The following is a 21,894-nucleotide window of genomic DNA, read 5'->3' on the forward strand; positions in this document are numbered from 1 at the left end:
CATTAAACGCAATTTTGTGGAGGCGCGACCCGGAGTCGAACCGAGATAGACGGATTTGCAATCCGTAGCATAGCCATTCTGCCATCGCGCCATGCTTTAACCAAAATCAAATCCATCGGAGGAGATAAGAAATTGGAGCGACATATCGGGTTCGAACCGATGACCTATACCTTGGCAAGGTATCGCTCTACCAACTGAGCTAATGTCGCATTTGTATCTCTTTAACGCTCTATTTAAAACTAGGACGTTGCAACAAGAGGATGTTTCCCCTGACTGCGGAATGGCATTCTACCGTTTTAGCTCTGATAGTCAATCAATAAAAACAGATTTATTGCAACAAAATGACTGTTTGATGCATAAATCATCATTCTGATTAAATATATTACAAGGCGGATAAAAAAGCATCTCCAAAGAGATGCTTTCAAGACTACATACTGGGTAAGTACTCAATAAACAGCGATATTAACTTTGCAAACCTTGTTAAACATCCACTGTCAGCAAACTTGGTACTAATTAAATATTAGTTTTTAGGTAGTGATAATGTGGTTAAGCCAAGCATTTTTTGCATAACGCCAACAACCTGGCAGCTATAACCAAATTCGTTGTCATACCATACGTACAAAATGGCACGTTTACCCTCTGCAATCGTTGCTTGTGAATCGACAACACCTGCATAACGTGAACCCACTAAGTCACTTGAAACAATTTCAGTCGATTCAGTAAAATCGATTTGATTTTGTAACCCAGATTGCAATGCGACATCTTTTAAGTATTCATTCAGTTCATCACGATTAGTTTCGTGTTGTAAATTAACACTGATGATAGCCATAGAGACGTTAGGCGTTGGAACGCGAATTGCGTTACCGGTTAGTTTACCCGCTAATATAGGCAATGCTTTAGCAACAGCTTTAGCCGCGCCTGTTTCGGTAATGACCATGTTAAGCGGAGCGCTACGTCCACGGCGATCTGCACTGTGATAGTTATCAATTAAATTTTGATCGTTGGTATATGAGTGAATCGTTTCTACGTGACCATTTTCAATCACATATTTGTCATTAACCGCTTTTAACACTGGTGTGATGGCATTAGTTGTACAACTTGCCGCTGACACTATGGTGTCTAAATCAAGGATATCGTTTTCATTAACGCCGTAAACGATATTTTTAATCGCACCTTTGGCTGGAGCTGTTAATAATACTTTTGCTGCTCCAGGGCTCTTAAGGTGTAAACCTAAACCAGCTTCATCTTTCCAAATACCTGTGTTATCAACAATTAACGCGTTGTTAATATCATACTTAGTGTAATCAACTTCATCTGGTGAGTTAGCGTAAATGACTTGAATGTAAGTTCCATTGGCAATAATTGCGTTGTTTTCTTCGTCAACTTCAACCGAACCATTAAATGGTCCGTGTACTGAGTCACGACGTAATAAACTGGCACGCTTTTCTAAATCACCTTTTTTACCACCACGCAATACAATGGCACGAAGGCGCATTTTATTACTTTTACCAGTACGCTCAATGAGTAAACGAGCTAACAAACGCCCTATTCGACCGAAGCCATAAAGTACAACATCACGAGCTGGGGTGTCATCACCATGATTAACTGCTTCTGACAACTCCTGTGCCATATAAACTTCGATACCACTTGCATCCTTGTTATCACGCCAGTAATTAATCGCTAATTTACCAATATCGACTCGGCAATGCTTGATGGCTAATTTGCTAAGTGCTACAACAAATGGGAAACTTTCACGAAGACGTAATTTTTCACCGACATGACGACGTACTAAACGGTGTGACTTAATGATTTCGATGGTTGATGCATTGAGTAGTGGTTTACCATATACCATAACCTCAATACCTTGGTTACGATACAACTTGCCAAGCAACGGTTGCATTGCTTCTGCCATTTCGAAACGTTCTTGCCAGCTTTGTAAATGTTTATCTGCGCTCATGTAGGGATCCTTTATCTCACTTTTCTCGTTTTTTCAGAAAGGTTTGAGTAACAAAAAGAAAAGACCAATAATTTAGTATATTGTATGGGGGTGGCCCCCTGTTGGTCGCCGACATTGTAAAGAAATACAGCCGATTTCGCTAGTAACAAATTTTCGGTAAATGTGTAATTTTATTAGACAATTTACCGCTCGGAGACGCTTTTGAGCCATAATTTTGTATTAATTACATCATTTACAGTTATCGGGGCCTGTTTTGGCCTTTTTGGCTGTGATAATGACCGAAACAGCGACCTTATTTGTAAAAATAATCCTGAACTTTGTAGTGATTTACACAAAGATAGTTGGTGCCGATTTGAGAAAGGTGACCTGATCCGCCACAGATATGCGTTAAAACAGAGCTCATCGCCTACAGGTAAACAACTTTACCAGCAACTTATTTACTTAGAGAAATACAGTAAATGCATCGAATTGGCTGCTGGTGTACAACATAAAATCAATACTGACCGAACCCGTGATCGAGAACGCGCTTTTGCGGTAAGCACTCAGACACTCAGCGAACTTCAAGAAACAACCCGTGTAAATAACGAAGTGCATTTAGCTTTTTATCGTTGGATGCGTTTTAACGATCAAGCAGGATTAGCGATTGTAGAAAACAGTTATAAGCAAGGATTGCTTGTCGATAACGATATCATTACTCAACTAGCAGCCTATTATGTGAGAGTTTCGCCTAATGATGCCAAAACGCTTTATTTGCATTTGCTTGCTACCACCAAGCCAGCAGATATTGATCCTGACTGGTTTTTAGCTCTCGCTTCTATTTACCGCCAACAACAAGATAGTGAAAAAGAATACCTGTTGACCAGAGCCAACTTATTGATCAGTGAAAACCAAGCAGATGAACAACAGTTATTAGCTATCATTAAGGGGGATCAAGCGCTTGCATCGACATTAGACCGTCAAGCCATTGAACTCGTTTCAGTGGTAATGAGCGAACAATTTGCCAATAGTCACAGTGAAGCATTATTAAAATAAGCTAGGATTGTGAACTTTGAATCCATTTTTTGGCTTATTAAATTTATTATTACTTACAAAACTGTGCTTAAAATATCTTCAAAATGTGCTAAATGTAAAAAAAATACGAATATTATTGGCTTAATTCGGCATATTTGGGTGATTTAACTTGATTATTACGGCCAATTTGGTAATTTTACAACCAGGCGAATGATATGCCACCAAATTATTTTAACTTGAGGGATATGAGATGACTATCCGTGTAGCAATTAACGGCTATGGCCGTATCGGTAGAAACGTTCTACGTGCACTGTACGAAAGCGACAAAGATTACCCAATCGAAATCGTTGCGTTAAACGATTTAGGTGATGCTTCTATTAATGCTCATTTAACTAAGTACGATACTGTACATGGTCGTTTCAACGCGAAAGTTGATCATGACGATGAAGCTATCTATGTTAATGGCGACAAAATTTTAACTTTCCAAGAACGTGACCCATCAAAGTTACCTTGGGCAGAATTAAAAATTGATGTTGTCTTTGAATGTACGGGTATTTTCACATCTAAAGAATCTGTGCAACCACACCTTACTGCTGGTGCTAAGAAAGTTATTATTTCAGCTCCTGGTAAGAATGTTGATGCCACAATCGTATATGGTGTAAATAACGATATATTAACTTCAGACATGACAGTGATTTCTGGTGCATCATGTACCACTAACTGCCTTGCACCTATTGCTAAGCCGTTAAATGATGAAATTGGTATTGAATCTGGTTTAATGACCACGATCCACTCTTACACCAATGATCAACGTCTATCTGATGTTTACCATACAGATTTACGCCGTGCTCGCGCTGCGGCAATGTCGATGATCCCAACTAAAACCGGTGCAGCTGCTGCAGTAGGTTTAGTGGTTCCTGAGCTTATGGGTAAATTTGACGGTTTAGCGGTACGAGTGCCAACAATCAACGTGTCTTTAGTTGATTTAACATTCTTAGCCTCTAGAGATACCACTGTTGAAGAAGTGAATGCCATCATTACCCGTGCTTCACTAACATCACCAATGTCTGAAGTATTAGCGATTAATGAAGAGCCATTAGTGTCTATCGACTTCAACCATAATCCTTTCTCTTCTAATTTCGACGCTACACAAACTCGTGTTAACGGTCGATTAGTGAAAGTAATGTCATGGTATGACAACGAATGGGGTTTCAGTAACCGCATGTTAGACAACGCTGTTGCGTTAATGAACGCTAAGTAATTAAACTATAAATTAGCTATCTAATTTAAAGTAAACTTAATAGCCTCGCATTTGCGGGGCTTTTTTATTTATTAAAAAGTTAGTTCATCGCTCTGGGATTCAAATAATACTGCAATTTTCTATTATCATTAAATTCATCGCCTACAATTTTATCAACACGCTAAAATCATACATACACTGTTAGCTGTTATATCCTATTACCCAATATCTATTGCTTATAAGTGACGAAGTCGAATAACACTAAATAAAGTAAGACAGATTCGACTCTCCTTCTATTTCAATTCGTTCACTAGTCTATTAATCGTACAAAATGGAATGAAAGTAATGAAATGAATTATGAGTAAAGGTAAGTAATTACAACATAGAGCACAAAATTCGACCAATAGAGCCTTGTTTATTTTCTGTTTATAGCTGATATTTTAAATCATTAAATATTATTTATTTACAAAAGGTCAAAGGAATTAAAAATGGCGAGCAAATTTAATTTAACTATCGGCAACCGTATTATCTTAGGTATTGCCATTGTATTGTTTTTAGTCATGGGTACCGTTATTCCTTTCGTACTATCTGAATTCTCAGCCACTATCGATAGCGCCGAGCAACGCGAGCTACACAAGCTATATGAAACGGCTACAGCTGATATTGAATCAACAGGGAAATTGGCTCAAGCTTTAGCAACTGTCATTGCTAGCGATAGAGAATTACAAAAGCTATTCAGTGAGGGCAATAGAAATGAATTAGCGGCTAGAACTATTCCGCTTTTCGACTCATTAAAAACTAGTTATGGCGTTCGTCAATTCCAGTTCCACTTACCTCCTGCGACGTCCTTTTTAAGGGTTCACAAGCCAGAGGAGTTTGGGGATGATTTATCCTCTTTTAGACAAACCATCGTTGTCGCAAATCGAGACAAAAAAGCGGTTAAAGGACTAGAAAAAGGAGTCGCTGGGATAGGCATTCGCGGAATTATGCCGATAAATTATCAAAACAAACATATTGGCTCTGTTGAGTTTGGTATGTCTTTTGGACAAACATTTTTTGACGAATTTAAAAAAGATTATAACGTCGATATTGCTCTCTACACTGAGAAAAATGGACGATTTGAAGCTTTTGGAACCACAACAAAACCTAATAGTTTTTCAAATAATGCCGATTTAACGCAAGCATTTAATGGTGAAGTGCTTAATAGCCAGTCAACATTAAACGACACCCCCTATGCTATCTACTTACGTCAAATAAAAGATTTTTCTGGTCAACCTATTGGCGTCCTAGAAATCGCAATGGATCGTACTCATAATACGAGTGCACTAAAGACAGTATCTTTAACTATGATTTTTGTAGGTATTATTGCGTTATTATTAGGGATAGCCATTGCTTGGGTGGTAAGCAGAAGTATTACAAAGCCAATTAATACTACCACTAACACGATGAATAATATTGCAGATGGCGATGGCGACTTAACCCTGCGTTTAACCGTTATCGGCAACGATGAAATTACTCAGCTATCCAAAGCATTCAACCAATTTGCTACCAAGGTTCATAGCACAATTACCCAAGTGATGTCAGCTACTCAGCTGCTTAATAACTCTGCTGAACGCTTATCTAATATTACACTTGAAACACGAGCTGATACCGTTCAACAGCAACAGGAAACTGAGCAGGTTGCGACCGCGATGAATGAAATGAGTGCAACCGTTCAAGAGGTTGCACAAAATGCTACTCAAGCAGCTGATGCTGCCCAAAAAGCCAATGAAGCAACAGAAACGGGAAAACTTGTCGTCAGCGCAGTGTCATCAGAAATTAATCAATTAGCATCAGAAATCAACATTGCGACAGAAACTGTTTCACATTTACAAAGCCAAACAACAGCCATTGATAGTGTACTGGAAGTAATCCGCAATATTTCTGATCAAACTAATTTGTTAGCTCTGAATGCCGCAATCGAAGCTGCTCGCGCTGGCGAACAAGGCAGAGGCTTTGCTGTTGTTGCTGATGAAGTTCGAACCTTAGCAAGCCGAACACAGGCCTCAACCCAAGACATTCAAGCCATGATAGAACAATTACAAAGTGGTGCAGCGAAAGCAGTTCAAGTCATGAAAGAAAGTAGTAAGGTCACAGATTCTTGTGTAGCACAGGCAAATAATGCCGACCGAGCGCTCGATGACATTTTTGCAGCGGTCAATACTATCACTGAGATGAATATTCAAATCGCCAGTGCAGCAAATGAACAATGTGCGGTATCAAATGAGATTAATAAAAACATCAATAACATCAACTATATCGTTACTAAGACTACGGATGGTGCAATGCAAACAGCCAAGGCAAGCGAGGACCTTGCTGATTTGTCTAAGCAACTTAATACCTTAGTTGGGCAATTTAAAATTTAACAGAATACTGCACCACAACAATAACAATTGAGAATAAAAAACCGACATGGAGTCGGTTTTTTATAAGGCTAGTAATTGATTCGCAAACTTAGCTATTTACTTATGCGTTGCCCTTCACTTTCATATTCAATTCTTTGGCAAAATCGAGCATGCGAGTTAGTGGGATGAGTGCTTTGATGCGCAGTTCATCATCAACAAATATTTCATGATTAGTTTTATCACTATCAACTAGTGAAGCTTCGATAGCTTGCAAGCCGTTCATGGCCATCCACGGGCAATGGGCACAACTCTTACAGGTGGCACCGTTGCCGCCGGTTGGGGCTTCGAGCAAGGTTTTACCTGGAGCAGCTTGCTGCATTTTATAAAAAATACCGCGATCCGTGGCAACAATAAAGGTGTCGTTGGCCATGGTTTGCGCCGCTTTAATCAACTGACTGGTAGAACCTACAGCATCAGCAAGCTCAACCACACTAGCTGGTGACTCTGGGTGAACCAAAATGGCTGCGCCAGGATGCTGCTTTTTAAGCTCGCGCAATGCTTTAGCTTGAAACTCATCATGCACAATACACTCGCCTTGCCATAACAACATGTCGGCGCCAGTTTGTGTATTGATGTAGGAGCCTAAGTGGCGATCGGGTGCCCAGATAATTTTTTTATCTTGGCTATCGAGATGCTCAACAATTTCTAAAGCAATGCTTGAGGTGACCACCCAATCTGCACGAGCTTTTACTGCTGCAGAGGTGTTGGCATACACCACAACAGTATGATCTGGATGGGCATCGCAAAACTCATTAAATTGCTCAATCGGACAACCTAGATCTAACGAACAGGTTGCTTCCAGAGTGGGCATTAAAATGGTTTTTTCAGGGCTTAAGATTTTAGCGGTTTCGCCCATAAACTTAACCCCAGCAACAATTAATGTCTTTGCTGGGTGATCGCGACCAAAGCGAGCCATTTCTAAAGAATCTGACACACAACCACCAGTTTCTTCAGCTAATGCTTGAATTTCAGGATCGGTATAATAATGGGCAACAAGGACTGCATTTTGATCAATCAATAACTGTTTGATACGTGCTTTATATTGTGCTTTTTCAGCGTCAGACAACACGGCAGGTTTTGGCGGAAACGGATATTCAATAGTTTCAATTTTAGGTGCCGACAGACTCATACAAAGTTCCAATCGATTTACATTGTTTGTGTATTATACGAAAAAGCCACTTAAAACAAAAGGACGCGTTAGCGTCCTTTTGCATAAGATAGCTTAATCATTATTAACGCATGGCTAAGAGCATTTCTTGTGGTTGCTCTAGGTAGTGTTTCCATAAATTACAGAAGCGAGCTATGGTGCCACCGTCAATAACGCGGTGATCGCCAGACCAGCTAACTTGCATAATCTTACGTGCTTCAACTTCACCTTTGGCGTTAAATCGAGGCAGTATCTGTAACTTACCTAATGCCACAATCGCCACTTCAGGTTTATTAATGATAGGTGTTGCTATCGTGCCGCCTAATGCACCGATATTAGAAATTGAAATAGTCCCATCTTTTAAATCGGCTGGTGACACACGGCCGCTGCGTGCAGCTGTGGTTAAGCGTGAAATGTCAGCGGCAATATCTAAAATAGACTTATTTTGTACATCTTTAACATTCGGAACCAATAAACCCACTTTTGAATCAACTGCCATACCAATATTATGGCGCGACTTATATGTGAGTTCAGTGCAATCAGCGTTTACTTGACTGTTCAAGATCGGAAATTCATTGATAGCTAATGACATGGCCTTCATAAAGAATGGCATCATAGTGAGCTTCACTTCGTCGGTTGAGTAGCGCTGCTTCATACTTTCACGCAAAGCAACCAATTCAGTTAAATCAAATTCTTCGCAATAGGTAAAATGTGGAATTGTCGATACTGACTCAACCATCATTTTAGCCATAATAGCTTTGACGCCTTTGATAGGTTCAACACGATCACTTGCTGAAGCAGGGCTAACTAATTGACCACTGACAGGACTTGTCACTTGATCAGCAGACGATGAAGCAGCATTTGTATTTGCAGCGGGTTGAGAGGCACTTGCACCTTGCTGATGACGTTCAATATCTTCTTTATAAACACGGCCATTTTTGCCCGTACCCACTACAGTTGCGATATTTATATCGAGTGTCCGCGCCATACGGCGAACAGCTGGGCTGGCTAACGCTTTACCTTGGGCAACGGGCTCTAGATTAACATGTGGTGCAGCGGCTTGAGCCTGTTGAACCACGTCAACGCTAGCAGATGCACTATCAGCATCAGCTTCGACTTCGATGGAAAATAGAGGCGAATGCACTTTAGCAAGCTGACCCTTACGGTAATGCAGTTTAACTATTTTACCGGCTTTCATCGCCGGAATTTGCACTAACGCTTTATCGGTCATCACATCAGCAATTGGTTGGTCTTCGACCACCATATCGCCTTCTTCTACCAACCAGTCAACTAGCTCACATTCAACAATTCCTTCACCAATATCGGGTAGTAAGAATTCTTCAATATTTGATGAACTTTTTGTTGTCGCAGCGACAGAGTTATCCCGATCAACAGGATCGTGATTAGCCGATGTATCGTTAACAGCTTCTTTAACCGGAGTGACAGCAGCTACAGGAGTCTCAGAAACACTAGAGCTGTCATCACCGTCCATCTCAACCGCATATAATGGCTGATGCACTATGGCTATTTCGCCTTTAGCATAATAAAGCTTAGTGATTTTTCCGGCATGTGGCGCAGGAATTTGTACTAAGGCTTTGTCAGTCATTACATCAGCAATCGGTTGGTCTTCGGTAACCATGTCACCTTCACTGACTAACCAATCGACTAATTCACATTCCACTACACCTTCGCCGATGTCAGGTAAAATAAAATCTTTAATCATATCTTACTCCTAATAAGCAACTGTGGCCTTGATAGCTTCGAAGGTCTTTAACTCATCTGGCATGTATTCTTTTTCATGCACTAATGGATAAGGCGTATCTAAGCCGCACACTCGACAAATTGGTGACTCAAGCGATAAGAAACATTCTTGTTGGATCGTTGCGGCAATCTCGCCAGCAAAACCACCGGTTAAAGGGGCTTCATGGTTAATCAGTAAACGACCGGTTTTGGTGACTGATTTAGCGATGGTTTCAACATCCCATGGTGCGATAGTACGTAAGTCGATAATTTCACATGAAATACCTTCTTTTTCCGCTCGCTCACAGGCTTTTTCAACGATTTCCATCTGTGCGCCCCAAGCCAGGACTGTAATATCACTGCCCTGCTTAACCACTTGTGCTTTACCTAATTCGATAACGTAGTCACCGGCTGGCACTTCGCCAACAGATGCGCGGTATAAACGCTTAGGTTCAAAGAAAATAACCGGGTTTGGATCGCGAATAGATGCCAACAACAATCCTTTTGCTTGTTCTGGATTGCGTGGAATCACCACTTTTAGGCCTGGTGTTTGGGTAAAATAGGCTTCAGGAGATTGTGAGTGATAATGACCACCTGCTATCCCACCGCCATAAGGGGTTCGGAAGGTTAATCCACCCACATCAAATTGATTACCACTACGGTATCTAAATTTTGCTGATTCATTAACAATTTGATCGAATGCTGGAAAAATATAATCAGCGAACTGAATTTCAGCAACCGCAGTCATACCATAAGATGCTAAGCCATTAGCAAAACCTGCAATGCCTTGCTCTGTTAGTGGTGTGTTGAAACAACGATCACGACCAAACTGTTCTTGCAGACCAGAAGTCGCACGAAAAACGCCACCGAAGTGACCCACATCTTCACCAAAAATCACCATGCGCTCATCGGCAGTCATGGCTATTGATAACGCCTCATTGATGGCGTGTAACATATTCATTTGAGCCACGATTTAGAGTCTCCCTGCGCTTTTTGGATAGGCTTTTGGATACTTAGCGATATGCTCTTTCAACTCTTTAAGCTGTTTTCTAAGCGCTGGAGTTGGTTTATCAAGCACATCTTCGATAATTTCGTCGAGTTTCGGCACCGGCAACTTTTCAGCCACTTTAACTGCCGCTAACACTTCTTCGCGATAACGTTCAAATAACTTGGCTTCATCGGCTTCAGTAAGCCAATCTTTGTTGATCATCCACAATTTAAAACGTTTTACTGGGTCGTGCTGTTGCCATTTTGCTTCTTCTTCTTTTGAACGATAACCAGATGGATCGTCTGATGAAGAATGCGCACCCAAACGATATGTCATCGCTTCAATCAATACCGGAGCATTGTGCTCTAATGCGTGAGCTCGAGCTTGTTGCGTAGCGGCTAGCACTGCGAGCATGTCGTTACCGTCTACACGTATGGTATGCATACCGTAACCTACGCCGCGACTGGCAATACCGTTACCGGCAAATTGCTCTTCGGTTGGGGTAGAAATAGCATAACCATTGTTGCGACAGAAAAAGATGGTAGGAGACTTGAGTACTGCGGCCATATTCAAACCAGCATGGAAGTCACCTTCTGATGCAGCGCCTTCACCAAAATAACAAATGGCCACATTACGCTTGCCTTGTAACTTCATACCGTAAGCAACACCAGTCGCCTGCGGAATTTGCGTTGCCAGTGGTGACGAAATGGTTTGGTAATTGAGTTCACGGCTGCCGTAATGGATCGGCATTTGGCGACCTTTACCTAAGTCTTTCTCGTTACTGAACATTTGATTCATAAATTGTTCAGTACTAAATCCACGATAACGCAATGAGGCGTGTTCGCGATATTGAGCCAAAATGACATCGTCTTTATCAAGCGCAGCTGTGCTGCCGATAATTGAGGCTTCTTCACCGGTACAGGTCATGTAAAAACTAATTCGTCCTTGACGTTGCGCACCCAACATACGCTCGTCTAATACTCGTGTAAAAACACAGGTATCAAATATTTTTTCGGCCAGAGCCTTGTCGATTACTGGTAAAACCGCATTTTCATATGTGGTGCCATCAGCTTGCAAAATACGCAAAATGGGGATGTGCAATGACGCTTTGTCTAGGAAGCTGACACGGTGCACTGTTTCATTGGTCAGTGGTGCGTTGCTCATATTATGCTCTTGTTATTGTTAAGCCATGTTCAACATAAACATGGCTCTATTTATACTATGCGAGTAGACATTACGTTAACGTAAACTACCTATCAATACTTACTCTCACTGTAAACGTATTTTACTCACGATTGACATGTATATATTGCTTTACGACTATAAGATTGACTCGTTCGGTGCAGGTACTAAACATAGCACTGTACGCTGCCCAATGGGTACATTTGCATTCGGAAATACAATGGCCTCTTGTGGCTGTTCGACGGTGATCGCTTTACCACCTTCTGTCGCTAACGCAGCCCCCTGACTAAAAGCACTGAAGTTTTCTGCATCACCAGCAAAGCTAAATTCAAAGTCATCGAAATGTTTATTAATCGACCTAGACACCTTATACAAGTTGACCTTACTTGCGTCAAACTCAACAGGCGCTAACTGAGGCTCAGTAACCAGTTTTTCAAGCATAGTATGAGTTTGCGCAAAACGACTCATGTCGTTTTGACCAAATGGCATCACTTTTCCTAATTCAACTGTAAATGCATCTGCTTGAAATTGCTCTGAGGAGTAGTAGCTAAACGTAGTTGTCGGTTCATGGTGGAATAATATGGTATCAACACCACATGCCTCCAAAAACATAATTTGCTCGCCGCTAAAAGCACGACCTGGACGGTATGGGTAAATGGCAAACTTTTCATGCTTTGAAGCACGGATTGCAGTATGTAAGTCGTAATGAATGCGTTGATTGTCGCTATTGGCATTGAAAAAGTCAGCCACGTATTGCTCTAACGCTTTAGCTCGATGGCGCTCAGGGTGAGTTAAACCCTCGCCCTTTGAATGCGCACCGCTAAATAGGCGATTCATGTTTTCATCAATAAAACGGGTTTTATTAATGATCGCAGCGGGATTACCGATTAAAAACATTACACGCTGCTTGGCCACTATACGTTGAGTCAGCAAATCTTTAATCAGTTGATTGCATATTTCAATTGGCGCAGTTTCATTACCGTGCACGGCACATGACAACACAATGTCTTTAGTGGCAGTTGTTGGCGTAAATACAATCACCCCAGTATCTAATACATCAACCCGAGTATGTTGGGCTAACATAAAGTCATACGCTGCTGGTAGTCGAGTCGGATTTGCTAAGGTATAGGCTAAAAAATCGTGGTTTATCATCAGGTCAGATAACACTATCAACTCCTTGTCTCATTATTATATGGCGTAGTTAAACTTGACGTAAACGGCTGTTAACTAAGATGCTTATTGCCACAGATTCTATCATAGCCAAAGACTATTTTATTGCAGGCATATGTTAGTTTTATTTATTAATAAAAGTTTGCTTGCAAAACATCACAATATTCAACACAATTACAGCCATCTAGACTTCTATAATATGTTTTAAGGGTATGTCATGGCGTTAGCAACATTTGGTGCAGGCTGTTTTTGGGGTGTTGAATATTTTTTCCGTGAAATTAACGGCGTCAGTAACGCAACGTGTGGCTACATGGGTGGCAAAGACACTGCAACAACTTATAAAGAAGTGAAGACGGGTTCCACTGGCCATGCTGAAGTTGTCCAAGTTGAATTTGATCCTGAAGTGGTCAGTTTTAACGACCTACTGGATGTGTTTTGGAAAAACCATAACCCGACCATGTTAAACATGCAGGGTGGCGACATTGGCACTCAATATCGCAGTACGATATTTTTTCACGATAAAGAACAAAAAGCCCAAGCTGAAACCTCAAAGCTGGCATTAGCACGCTGCGGTAAATGGGGACAGCGTCATATTGTGACTGAAATTGTACCGATACAAACATTCCACATAGCCGAGGAATATCACCAGAATTATTTAGAAAAAAATAACCTACCAACTTGTCACTTGGTTTACTAATTGGATTGAGATAAATAATACTTTTCTTATTACGTGATCAACCAAAATCACTGATATTTTTGAGTTTACGACACATTGTTGAAATAAGAGGGATGTCCTTATTTCAACAATGAAACAAACACACCCTATTTAAGCAACGGCAGAGGATAGATTTTTTTGTTAGCTTTTACTTAATATTACTCATCGATGTTAAATCAATCATCCATTCACACTAGTAACTCTTATGGATATATAAATAGTAAATAAATAATCCAAGAGTAAAAATACTTACCGAAGAAATAATGTAGAACCACGCAAGTTTTTTGTCTTTGCTTCGACTAAAGCGCTTTGTCGCTTCAATATTAACAAGAGAAGCATGACGTTTGAGGTTGGGCCAAGCAATAACCCCAGCGTAAGCAACCATTCGTGCACCAATACCTTTATCCCAAGCAGGGGGCTCTATCCCTTCTTTCAACATTTCTTGCTCAAGATGTTTAATAGTAATGCGGCCAAATAAAAATATGGCAGTACCCCATATAAGCAATACAATAAAAAACACTACAGCCATCAAGCTTTCAGTGGATAACTCTTCCATAAATCCCTCGCTATAGGCTATTTAACCAGTCACCAATATTATAGGCTTCATTGGCAACCCATTGCCCGATAGAATCACCACCTTTAGCTGCAACATACCCAACAGTTACAGCTGTACCAATAATAATTACCCAGCCAACAGGGGTTGCTAATAGAGCAATACCTAATCCTGCTTCAACTATTGCAGCACCTGTAGCTAAGCCTGCCGCAGTACTCAAACCAAAGCCGGCTGTTTCAACCGCGGCACGTTTTTGCCAATTAGCTCCAGCTAAATAATCAACATGTACATTGCCCGCACGGATCCCAGCATCAAGCACAATTAATCCTTTACCGAGAAGATTTGCTCCCATTTCAAAAGCGCGTAAATTTTGAAAATCAACTGTAGAGGTAAATTGAATCGGTTTTATGGACCTACCGCTTTTTGCTTTATTGATACCACGATCAGCATTACTGTAAACAGTACCTCTTTTGCTTTTGACCCGACCAATGTATTTATTGATTTCTGTCTGGAATTTTTGATTGAAGTCTTTCCCAAGTTCCCTTGCGTTTTGTTCTAACATCATCATTTTGGCTTTAGGATATTTTGCTTGTGCGCCTATTCTAACTTTCTCTAATGCATCTTGAAGTTTATGAGCGGCTTTAGCAAAGTTACTTAATCTTGTATCTAAAGCTGTAGATGCTGCACCTATGGCTCCGATGCTTTCATTGCGCACCATGGGTGCTAATTCAGCTTGATAAAAATCAGCGAGGGCTTGTAGGTTTTCGCCTCCAAACATATCATCCATCAAAGCAATATTTCGTTTTGCTTGTTGCGGTAAAGATTGTATTTGACTAAGTGTGCAAACTAATTCAGGGCGTTCTTTTCGCCAATTAGAACCATTGCTAGCTCCATTACGCATAATAAATGGAGTGCCCGCAGAGACAAAGGCACTATTAATATGTGGGTTGTCTTGTTGAAACGTAGCAAAAGCTGGCTCGTTATTTGGGTTTACTGGATAGGTATTACTTTTGCTGTAGCATAGCTCTATATCATTTGACATAGTTTAGTCCTTTAAAAAATCAATCCTATTGAAGCTACGATGAATCGTTTGAACTTCATTCCGTGAGTAATGCTTATATTATCATTAAAAAAAAACGATGTATAATTCTTAAAGTAATATAAGGCCTTAGCTATTAGCAATGTCGTTTCATTGGAATAAATGTTATTTTTCTGATCCAAGGTATGCTTTAAACACAGCAATTATTCAGGCGCTATTTTAAAAACGATTTTTTGAACACCAGTTATAATTTGTTCATAATAAAAATTTTTCATATCACTTATATTGTTCGTCAGTACTCATTTGGTGTATTTTCTCGTTGTGGTTGCTTCTACCTAAGCAAATTATAACGATTGATTATTATATCGAATGAAGTTCAACAGGTGCTGGGTAGTTTTGATTTATGTCAGGTCAGTTCGTTCACTTGAAACGGAATATTTACATAATAGATAACCCCAATCGATTTCCTACACTCAACTTCACTTTACCCGCCGCAGTAAATTCCATACAATCCCATGCAAATTGCTTAAGGCATGTTATCGGAGATCAAAATCATGAGTGAAGCTCGTCACGTTAACCTACTAATTTTAGGTTCTGGCCCTGCCGGCTATACCGCTGCTGTTTATGCTGCGCGTGCAAATTTAAATCCTGTGATGATCACAGGTATGCAACAAGGTGGCCAATTAACGACCACTACGGAAGTAGAAAACTGGCCAGGCGATGCGGAAGACTTAACTGGTCCAGCATTAATGGAACGCATGCAAAAGCACGCTGAAAAGTTTGATACTGAAATTATTTTCGATCATATCAATGAAGTGACCCTAACTGAGCGCCCTTTCCGCTTAAAAGGTGACAACGGCGAGTTTACTTGTGATGCATTAATTATTGCGACCGGTGCATCGGCTAAATATTTAGGCCTTCCGTCTGAAGAAGCGTTCATGGGCCGTGGTGTTTCTGCCTGCGCAACATGTGATGGTTTCTTCTACCGTAACCAAAAAGTTGCGGTTATCGGTGGCGGTAACACTGCTGTTGAAGAAGCACTTTATTTAAGCAACATCGCGTCTGAAGTTCACTTAATTCACCGTCGTGATAGTTTCCGTTCAGAAAAGATTTTGATTAACCGCTTAATGGATAAAGTCGCTAACGGTAATATCATTTTACACCTAGACCAAACACTGGAAGAAGTGACGGGTAATGACATGGGTGTGACAGGTCTTAAGAAAAAGAGCACTAAAGATGGTTCAGTTACCGACTTAGAAGTCGCTGGTGTGTTTGTTGCGATCGGCCACAGCCCAAATACTGGCATTTTTGCTGATCAGCTAGAAATGAATCACGGTTACTTAAAAGTTAACAGTGGCTTACAAGGCAATGCAACACAAACTAGCATCGAAGGTGTTTATGCATGTGGTGACGTAATGGATCAACATTATCGTCAAGCCATCACTTCTGCCGGAACGGGTTGTATGGCTGCACTTGATGCTGAACGTTACCTAGACGCAAAAAAGTAATTGATTACATTTAATCAAAAAGAGCAGCTCAGGCTGCTCTTTTTTATAGCTGTTATCAAAATGAATCGAATGAGTATTACACCATTTTTTGGTAGAACACCGCTTCGGTATCACCTAAAGGATCGCGGTGAATACTCTTATGCTGAAAAGTCATACCGAGTTTTTTCATTATTGCAATTGAAGCTAGATTGTCTTCTACTGCAATAGCACTGACATGGGTTACTTCAGCTGAGGCACTCACAGCCTCTATTACCGCTTTCGCTGCTTCGGTAGCATAGCCTTTACCCCAACTGATATGTTTAAACCGCCAACCTAATTCCAAGTTATGTGGCTGTGCTTGGGTAAAAAAGTGCATCGGTCTGACTAATACCCAGCCTAAATACTCGCCGCTTAAGCCGTGTTGCTCATTTTCAGCACAATCAAGCGCTTGGACTTTCCATAACCCCCAACCTTTAGCAGGATGTAAATATTGAGCTAATCTTGGCATCATCACCGTATCAATCTGCTGCTGTGTGGTTTTAATTCCACCATTGAGAAAATGCATGACTCGCTCGTCCTGGTCGAGTTCAAATAATAATGCACTGTCATCAAGGGTTATTAATGATAATTGTAATCTAGATGTATTGGCGACTTGCATTGTTTTCTCCTTGGGTTGACACACAAGTTTACACAATGAAACACCAAAGATTAAACATTTCGATTAACATATAAATGACAAAAAAGACTATTGGCAGTATTGACTTGGCTTACTGCAAAAATAACGCATTATTTTATAAGGAAAGATCGTGGCAACTAAAAAACAAATCATACTACCGATAATAGTATTAGCAATTGGAATAGCTGGTTTAGTTGGGATTTCTGCGTTAAAAAAGCCCCCAGAGGAAAAGCCTGTCGTTGATACTACTCCTCTGGTGTCAGTGGAAGCCATCGAGTACAAACCCATGACCTTTTCGGTCAGTTCATACGGTGTCGTCGCAGCCAAGTACGATACCGAATTGGTTGCACAAGTCAGTGGTGAAATCATTTATCTAGCGGATAAATTCGTCAAAGGTGGCTTTGTTAAAAAAGGCGATATTTTAGCTAAGATTGATCCTAGTGATTACGAAGCTGGCTTATTAGATTCTCAGGCTAATGTGGCATCAGCAAAAGCTAACATGGTTCAAGAACGCGCTAATGGTGAAGTTGCCTTACGTGAATGGGCAGAAATTACCAATAGTAAGCCTACCGCTCTCAGTTTGCGTAAACCACAACTCGCTCAAGAATTAGCTAAGCTAAAAAGTGCAGAAGCCGATTTACTCCGATCACATCGAGATCTAGAACGGACTGTGATCCGCGCCCCTTATGATGCACTTATTTCTAGCCGTGAAATTGGTTTAGGTGCTTATGTCACCACAGGAAGTAAAATCGGACACATTTATAATACCGATACGGCTGAAATTCGCTTACCTCTCGCCGATAAAGAAATGCAATATTTGGATCAAAAAGGCACTCATTCTGAAGTGACATTAATGGGTAACTTCGCCGGTAGTAAACAACAGTGGCAAGGGAAAATAGTTCGCAGTGAAGGAGTTGTTGACAGTAAAAGTCGCATGACCTATCTGGTTGCTGAAATTGAAGACCCATATGGACTGAAAACCGATAAAAATGAATTACGTTTCGGCACCTATGTTACTGCAAACATACAAGGTAGTAATGCTGGCAATGTCGCCGTTATTCCACGTCATTTAATTGTAAATGGCTTAGTCGCAATAATGGATAGCGACAACACCTTACGCTATAAACCCGTAAAGATTATTCGCCAAGAAGGCGCCAATGTGGTTATTTCTGAAGGTCTGGATCCTGGAATGGAAGTCATCACATCAGCGCTTGATTACCCATTAGAAGGTATGAAGCTGGCGTTGCCGGTAGATAAAATCCTTCAGGACGAGCCGATAGAAACCGATAAAACTGAAATCGCTATGGAAGGTAAATAAACATCATGGACGATACGAATAAAGGAATCATCGCTTGGTTTGCCCGTAATAGTGTCGCGGCAAACTTGCTGATGATCATTATTTTACTCGGCGGTCTGTTGACTGCTAATACTATCCGCAAGCAATTCTTCCCAGCGGTTGAAATTAACTGGATCCAATTCAGCGCAGTCTACCCAGGCACTGCACCACAAGAAGTGGAAGAAGGCATTACCATTAAAATTGAACAAGCTTTAGAGAGTGTTCAAGGATTAAAACGGGTCATTACCTATTCAAACCGTAATATGGCTCAAGGGTATTTTCAAGTTGAGGAATCATATGATCCTCAAGTAGTACTTGAAGAAGTTAAAGCCGAAATTGGCTCTATTTCAACCTTTCCAGGTGGTATGGAACCACCTAAAGTTGAACGGATTAAATTCAGACAAGAGGTGATGTATTTAAGTCTGTATGGCGATTTAGACCAAATACAGCTCAAAGATTTAGGCGAGCGAATTAACGATGAGATAATGCAACTGCCTGGTGTCAATATTAGCGAATACTATAGCGGTCTTGGATATGAAATCGGTATTGAAGTCAGCAAAGATCGCTTACGTGAATATGGTTTAACCTTTGACGATGTTGCTAGTGCGGTGCGTGGTTATTCACGAAATATGTCTGCAGGACAAATTAAAGCAGAAAATGGTTACATTAATTTACGAGTCCAGAACCAAGCCTATGTAGGTTATGAGTTTGAACAGCTACCATTATTAACATTAGATGATGGCACTAAGATCTTATTGGGTGATATCGCCACCGTCAATGATGGCTTTCAAGAAGGTATTCAATACTCAAAATTTAATGGCAAGAATTCGGTTACCTTCTTTATTGGTGCGGCTAAAAATCAGAGCATTACCGATGTAGCGAAAACAATTAATAATTTTGTCGAAAAACAGCAAAAAATATTACCCCAAGGAGTTAAGCTTGAACCTTGGGTTGACATGACTTACTACTTAGATGGGCGTTTACAGCTGATGCTCGACAGTATGAAAAGTGGTGCCGTACTGGTATTTATTATGCTAGCGCTATTCTTAAGGGTTCGATTAGCATTTTGGGTAATGATGGGACTACCAGTATGTTTCTTAGGTACCTTACTGTTTATGCCAATGGCATTTATCGATGTCACCATCAACGTTATTAGCTTGTTTGCCTTTATCTTGGTGCTGGGGATCGTGGTCGACGATGCGATTGTGATGGGCGAAAGTGCCCACAGCGAATCTGAAGAGCACGGCCAAAGCATCGACAGTGTTATCCGTGGGGTCAAAAAAGTCGCCATGCCAGCAACCTTTGGGGTACTGACGACTATTGCTGCTTTCCTCCCCATCACTATGGACGATGGCCCGTCATCAGCATTTGGTCAGGCTATTGGTTATATCGTTATTTTATGTTTGTTGTTTTCATTAATAGAATCAAAGCTGATTTTACCCGCGCATTTGGCGCACATGAAAAAACCTAAAATCGTTAAACCCGGTTCAAAAAATCCATTAGATTGGTTGCGTAACGGGGTCAATTTTATTCAAGGCAAAATTGATCGTGGCTTGAATATATTCATTACTTCTATGTATCGCCCTTCGCTTGAATTAGCGGTTCAGTATCGCTATGCCGTGATCATGTTGTTCATCAGCTTGATCCTGATCTGTGTTGGTCTGTATATGGGTGGTTTGGTGCGCTTTATTGGTCAACCAAAAATTCCTCATGACTTCCCTAGAGTCACAGTTGAAATGAACGTAGATGCCTCAGAGAAGTCGACACTTGCGGCGGCATTGGCGATTGAGCAAACCTTATACGATGTCGATAAAAAAATAGAGCGACAATACGGCCAAAAAATGATTTCTGATATGCAGGTTGATCTCAAAGATCAAACGACTGCAGAAGTAATGACTAAACTAGTCGATCCGTCACTCAGACCAATGGATACATTTGCTTTAGCTGATTTATGGCGTAAGGCGATGCCGCAAATTCCTGGGGTAAAATCATTTAGCATTCAGGACAGTTTAATGGGTGGCGGTCGTGAAGACGGCGACATTAGCTTCAGACTTGAGGGAAAAGATGAGAGCCAATTAGTTGCTGCATCACTAGAGCTTAAACAAAAGCTTAATTCACTTAAGGGTGTCAGTGACGTTAATGACAGTCGCCAATCAAGTGTTAAAGAAGTGCAATTCCAATTAAAACCGTTAGCCAATGCATTAGGCCTAACACTGGCCAATATTGCCTCGCAAGTGGGTAACAGTTTTTACGGTTTAGAAGCACAGCGAATTATTCGAAATGGTGAAGAAATTAAAGTAATGCTTCGCTATCCAGAAGAACAGCGCAATTCTATCGCACTGGTACAAGATGTGATGATTAACACTCCACAAGGGACAGAGTTACCTTTATCCGAAGTGGCAGACATTAAAGTGGTTCAAGGGGTTAACAGCATCCGCCGTGAAAATGGAAACCGTACGATTAACGTATGGGCCAGTGTGGATGCCGATCAAACTGAACCCTTTAAATTGGCTAAAGATATCCGTGATAACTTTATGCCAGAGTTGCTAATTAAGTATCCGCGGGTACACAGTGAAGTATCAGGTAGTATTCAAGAGCAATTAGACAGCGCAGATACCCAAATGCGTGACTTTATTTTATCGTTATTGCTGATTTATAGCTTATTGGCAATTCCACTACGCTCATACATTCAACCGATTATGATCATGTCTGTGATCCCGTTTGGTGTCATTGGATCGGTAATGGGACACATTATCCTGGGTATCGATTTAAGTGTGCTATCTATGTTTGGTATTATCGCTGCTGCGGGTGTGGTTGTGAATGATTCGTTAGTGATGGTCGATTATGTCAATACTTCGCGAAAATCAGGGGTACCAATAAAAGAAGCTGTCTTAAATGCAGGTTGCCGCCGCTTTAGAGCCATCATGCTAACCTCATTGACTACATTCATTGGTTTAGTACCGATTATGGCCGAGACCAGTATGCAAGCTCAAATGGTGATCCCAATGGCGGTATCATTGGCCTTTGGGGTACTGTTTGCAACTGTGGTGACCTTGTGTCTCATCCCTTGCTTATACATTGCAATTGAAGACGGTAAAGACATGATGCGCAAGCTTATCAATATTTATGCCCCTAAATCCTCGTCTGCAACAACAGTCACCGAGCAACACTAGTCACGGGCAACTTCGACTTGCAATAATGAGTATCAA

16 protein-coding genes and 2 tRNA genes are annotated in these 21,894 nt (G+C 40.9%); 7 read left to right on the top strand and 11 right to left on the bottom strand.

The window, feature by feature from the left end:
• Positions 1-17 precede the first annotated feature (17 nt).
• The 3 genes from GW828_RS00125 to GW828_RS00135 all read right to left on the bottom strand — a co-directional run bounded on the left by GW828_RS00125 (position 18) and on the right by GW828_RS00135 (position 1,957).
• Positions 18-91 (bottom strand) — tRNA-Cys (locus GW828_RS00125).
• A gap of 42 nt (positions 92-133) precedes the next feature.
• A tRNA-Gly gene (locus GW828_RS00130) sits at positions 134-209 on the bottom strand.
• Between the two features lie 311 nt (positions 210-520).
• Positions 521-1,957, bottom strand: a complete 1,437-nt coding sequence (locus GW828_RS00135) for a glyceraldehyde-3-phosphate dehydrogenase (protein WP_273057362.1) — start codon at positions 1,955-1,957, stop codon at positions 521-523.
• Positions 1,958-2,158: 201 nt separating this feature from the next.
• Here GW828_RS00135 and GW828_RS00140 point away from each other — a divergent pair, with 201 nt between their 5' ends.
• The 3 genes from GW828_RS00140 (at position 2,159) to GW828_RS00150 (ending at position 6,613) form a co-directional block, all read left to right on the top strand.
• Entirely contained in the window at positions 2,159-2,989 is an 831-nt protein-coding gene (locus tag GW828_RS00140; RefSeq protein ID WP_273057360.1) for a DUF2989 domain-containing protein, read from the top strand.
• Between the two features lie 229 nt (positions 2,990-3,218).
• Positions 3,219-4,229 (top strand): type I glyceraldehyde-3-phosphate dehydrogenase, encoded by a 1,011-nt coding sequence (gene gap, locus GW828_RS00145; protein ID WP_124014931.1) that lies wholly within the window; start codon positions 3,219-3,221, stop codon positions 4,227-4,229.
• 467 nt (positions 4,230-4,696) lie between these two features.
• A complete protein-coding gene (locus GW828_RS00150; RefSeq protein ID WP_273057357.1) occupies positions 4,697-6,613 on the top strand; it encodes a methyl-accepting chemotaxis protein in 1,917 nt (638 codons plus the stop codon).
• Between the two features lie 100 nt (positions 6,614-6,713).
• On the opposite strand, the gene nadA is transcribed toward GW828_RS00150, so the two are convergent.
• The 5 genes from nadA to astE form a co-directional block, all read right to left on the bottom strand.
• On the bottom strand, positions 6,714-7,781 hold the full coding sequence (nadA, locus tag GW828_RS00155) for a quinolinate synthase NadA (protein WP_124014933.1): 1,068 nt from the start codon (positions 7,779-7,781) through the stop codon (positions 6,714-6,716).
• 103 nt (positions 7,782-7,884) lie between these two features.
• Positions 7,885-9,522 carry a dihydrolipoyllysine-residue acetyltransferase gene (locus GW828_RS00160; RefSeq protein ID WP_273057355.1) on the bottom strand — a complete coding sequence of 546 codons (1,638 nt, stop codon included), beginning with the start codon at positions 9,520-9,522 and terminating at the stop codon, positions 7,885-7,887.
• A 9-nt stretch (positions 9,523-9,531) separates the two neighbouring features.
• Entirely contained in the window at positions 9,532-10,509 is a 978-nt protein-coding gene (locus GW828_RS00165; protein ID WP_124014935.1) for an alpha-ketoacid dehydrogenase subunit beta, read from the bottom strand.
• A 3-nt stretch (positions 10,510-10,512) separates the two neighbouring features.
• Positions 10,513-11,691, bottom strand: a complete 1,179-nt coding sequence (locus GW828_RS00170) for a thiamine pyrophosphate-dependent dehydrogenase E1 component subunit alpha (RefSeq protein WP_124014936.1) — start codon at positions 11,689-11,691, stop codon at positions 10,513-10,515.
• Between the two features lie 156 nt (positions 11,692-11,847).
• Positions 11,848-12,876 carry a succinylglutamate desuccinylase gene (astE, locus tag GW828_RS00175; RefSeq protein ID WP_273057352.1) on the bottom strand — a complete coding sequence of 343 codons (1,029 nt, stop codon included), beginning with the start codon at positions 12,874-12,876 and terminating at the stop codon, positions 11,848-11,850.
• A gap of 220 nt (positions 12,877-13,096) precedes the next feature.
• Here astE and msrA point away from each other — a divergent pair, with 220 nt between their 5' ends.
• Positions 13,097-13,576 (top strand): peptide-methionine (S)-S-oxide reductase MsrA, encoded by a 480-nt coding sequence (gene msrA, locus GW828_RS00180; protein WP_273057350.1) that lies wholly within the window; start codon positions 13,097-13,099, stop codon positions 13,574-13,576.
• Between the two features lie 211 nt (positions 13,577-13,787).
• Here msrA and GW828_RS00185 read toward each other — a convergent pair whose 3' ends face one another.
• Both GW828_RS00185 and GW828_RS00190 read right to left on the bottom strand, forming a co-directional pair.
• Positions 13,788-14,150: a hypothetical protein gene (locus tag GW828_RS00185; protein WP_124014939.1), complete on the bottom strand. Its 363-nt coding sequence runs from the start codon at positions 14,148-14,150 to the stop codon at positions 13,788-13,790.
• A gap of 10 nt (positions 14,151-14,160) precedes the next feature.
• Complete coding sequence (locus tag GW828_RS00190) at positions 14,161-15,189, bottom strand: hypothetical protein (RefSeq protein ID WP_273057347.1); 1,029 nt, start codon at positions 15,187-15,189, stop codon at positions 14,161-14,163.
• A 551-nt stretch (positions 15,190-15,740) separates the two neighbouring features.
• Between GW828_RS00190 and trxB the strand changes: the two genes are divergently transcribed.
• The gene (trxB, locus tag GW828_RS00195) at positions 15,741-16,694 is read left to right on the top strand and encodes a thioredoxin-disulfide reductase (protein WP_124014941.1); all 954 of its coding nucleotides are present in this window, start codon (positions 15,741-15,743) and stop codon (positions 16,692-16,694) included.
• Positions 16,695-16,770: 76 nt separating this feature from the next.
• Here trxB and GW828_RS00200 read toward each other — a convergent pair whose 3' ends face one another.
• The gene (locus tag GW828_RS00200) at positions 16,771-17,331 is read right to left on the bottom strand and encodes a GNAT family N-acetyltransferase (RefSeq protein ID WP_273057345.1); all 561 of its coding nucleotides are present in this window, start codon (positions 17,329-17,331) and stop codon (positions 16,771-16,773) included.
• 148 nt (positions 17,332-17,479) lie between these two features.
• Here GW828_RS00200 and GW828_RS00205 point away from each other — a divergent pair, with 148 nt between their 5' ends.
• Both GW828_RS00205 and GW828_RS00210 read left to right on the top strand, forming a co-directional pair.
• The gene (locus GW828_RS00205) at positions 17,480-18,667 is read left to right on the top strand and encodes an efflux RND transporter periplasmic adaptor subunit (RefSeq protein ID WP_182697417.1); all 1,188 of its coding nucleotides are present in this window, start codon (positions 17,480-17,482) and stop codon (positions 18,665-18,667) included.
• A gap of 5 nt (positions 18,668-18,672) precedes the next feature.
• The gene (locus GW828_RS00210; RefSeq protein WP_182697418.1) at positions 18,673-21,858 is read left to right on the top strand and encodes an efflux RND transporter permease subunit; all 3,186 of its coding nucleotides are present in this window, start codon (positions 18,673-18,675) and stop codon (positions 21,856-21,858) included.
• Positions 21,859-21,894: the final 36 nt, after the last annotated feature.

This window comes from Shewanella vesiculosa (assembly GCF_009994065.1).
GTDB classification, from domain to species: Bacteria; Pseudomonadota; Gammaproteobacteria; order Enterobacterales; family Shewanellaceae; genus Shewanella; species Shewanella vesiculosa.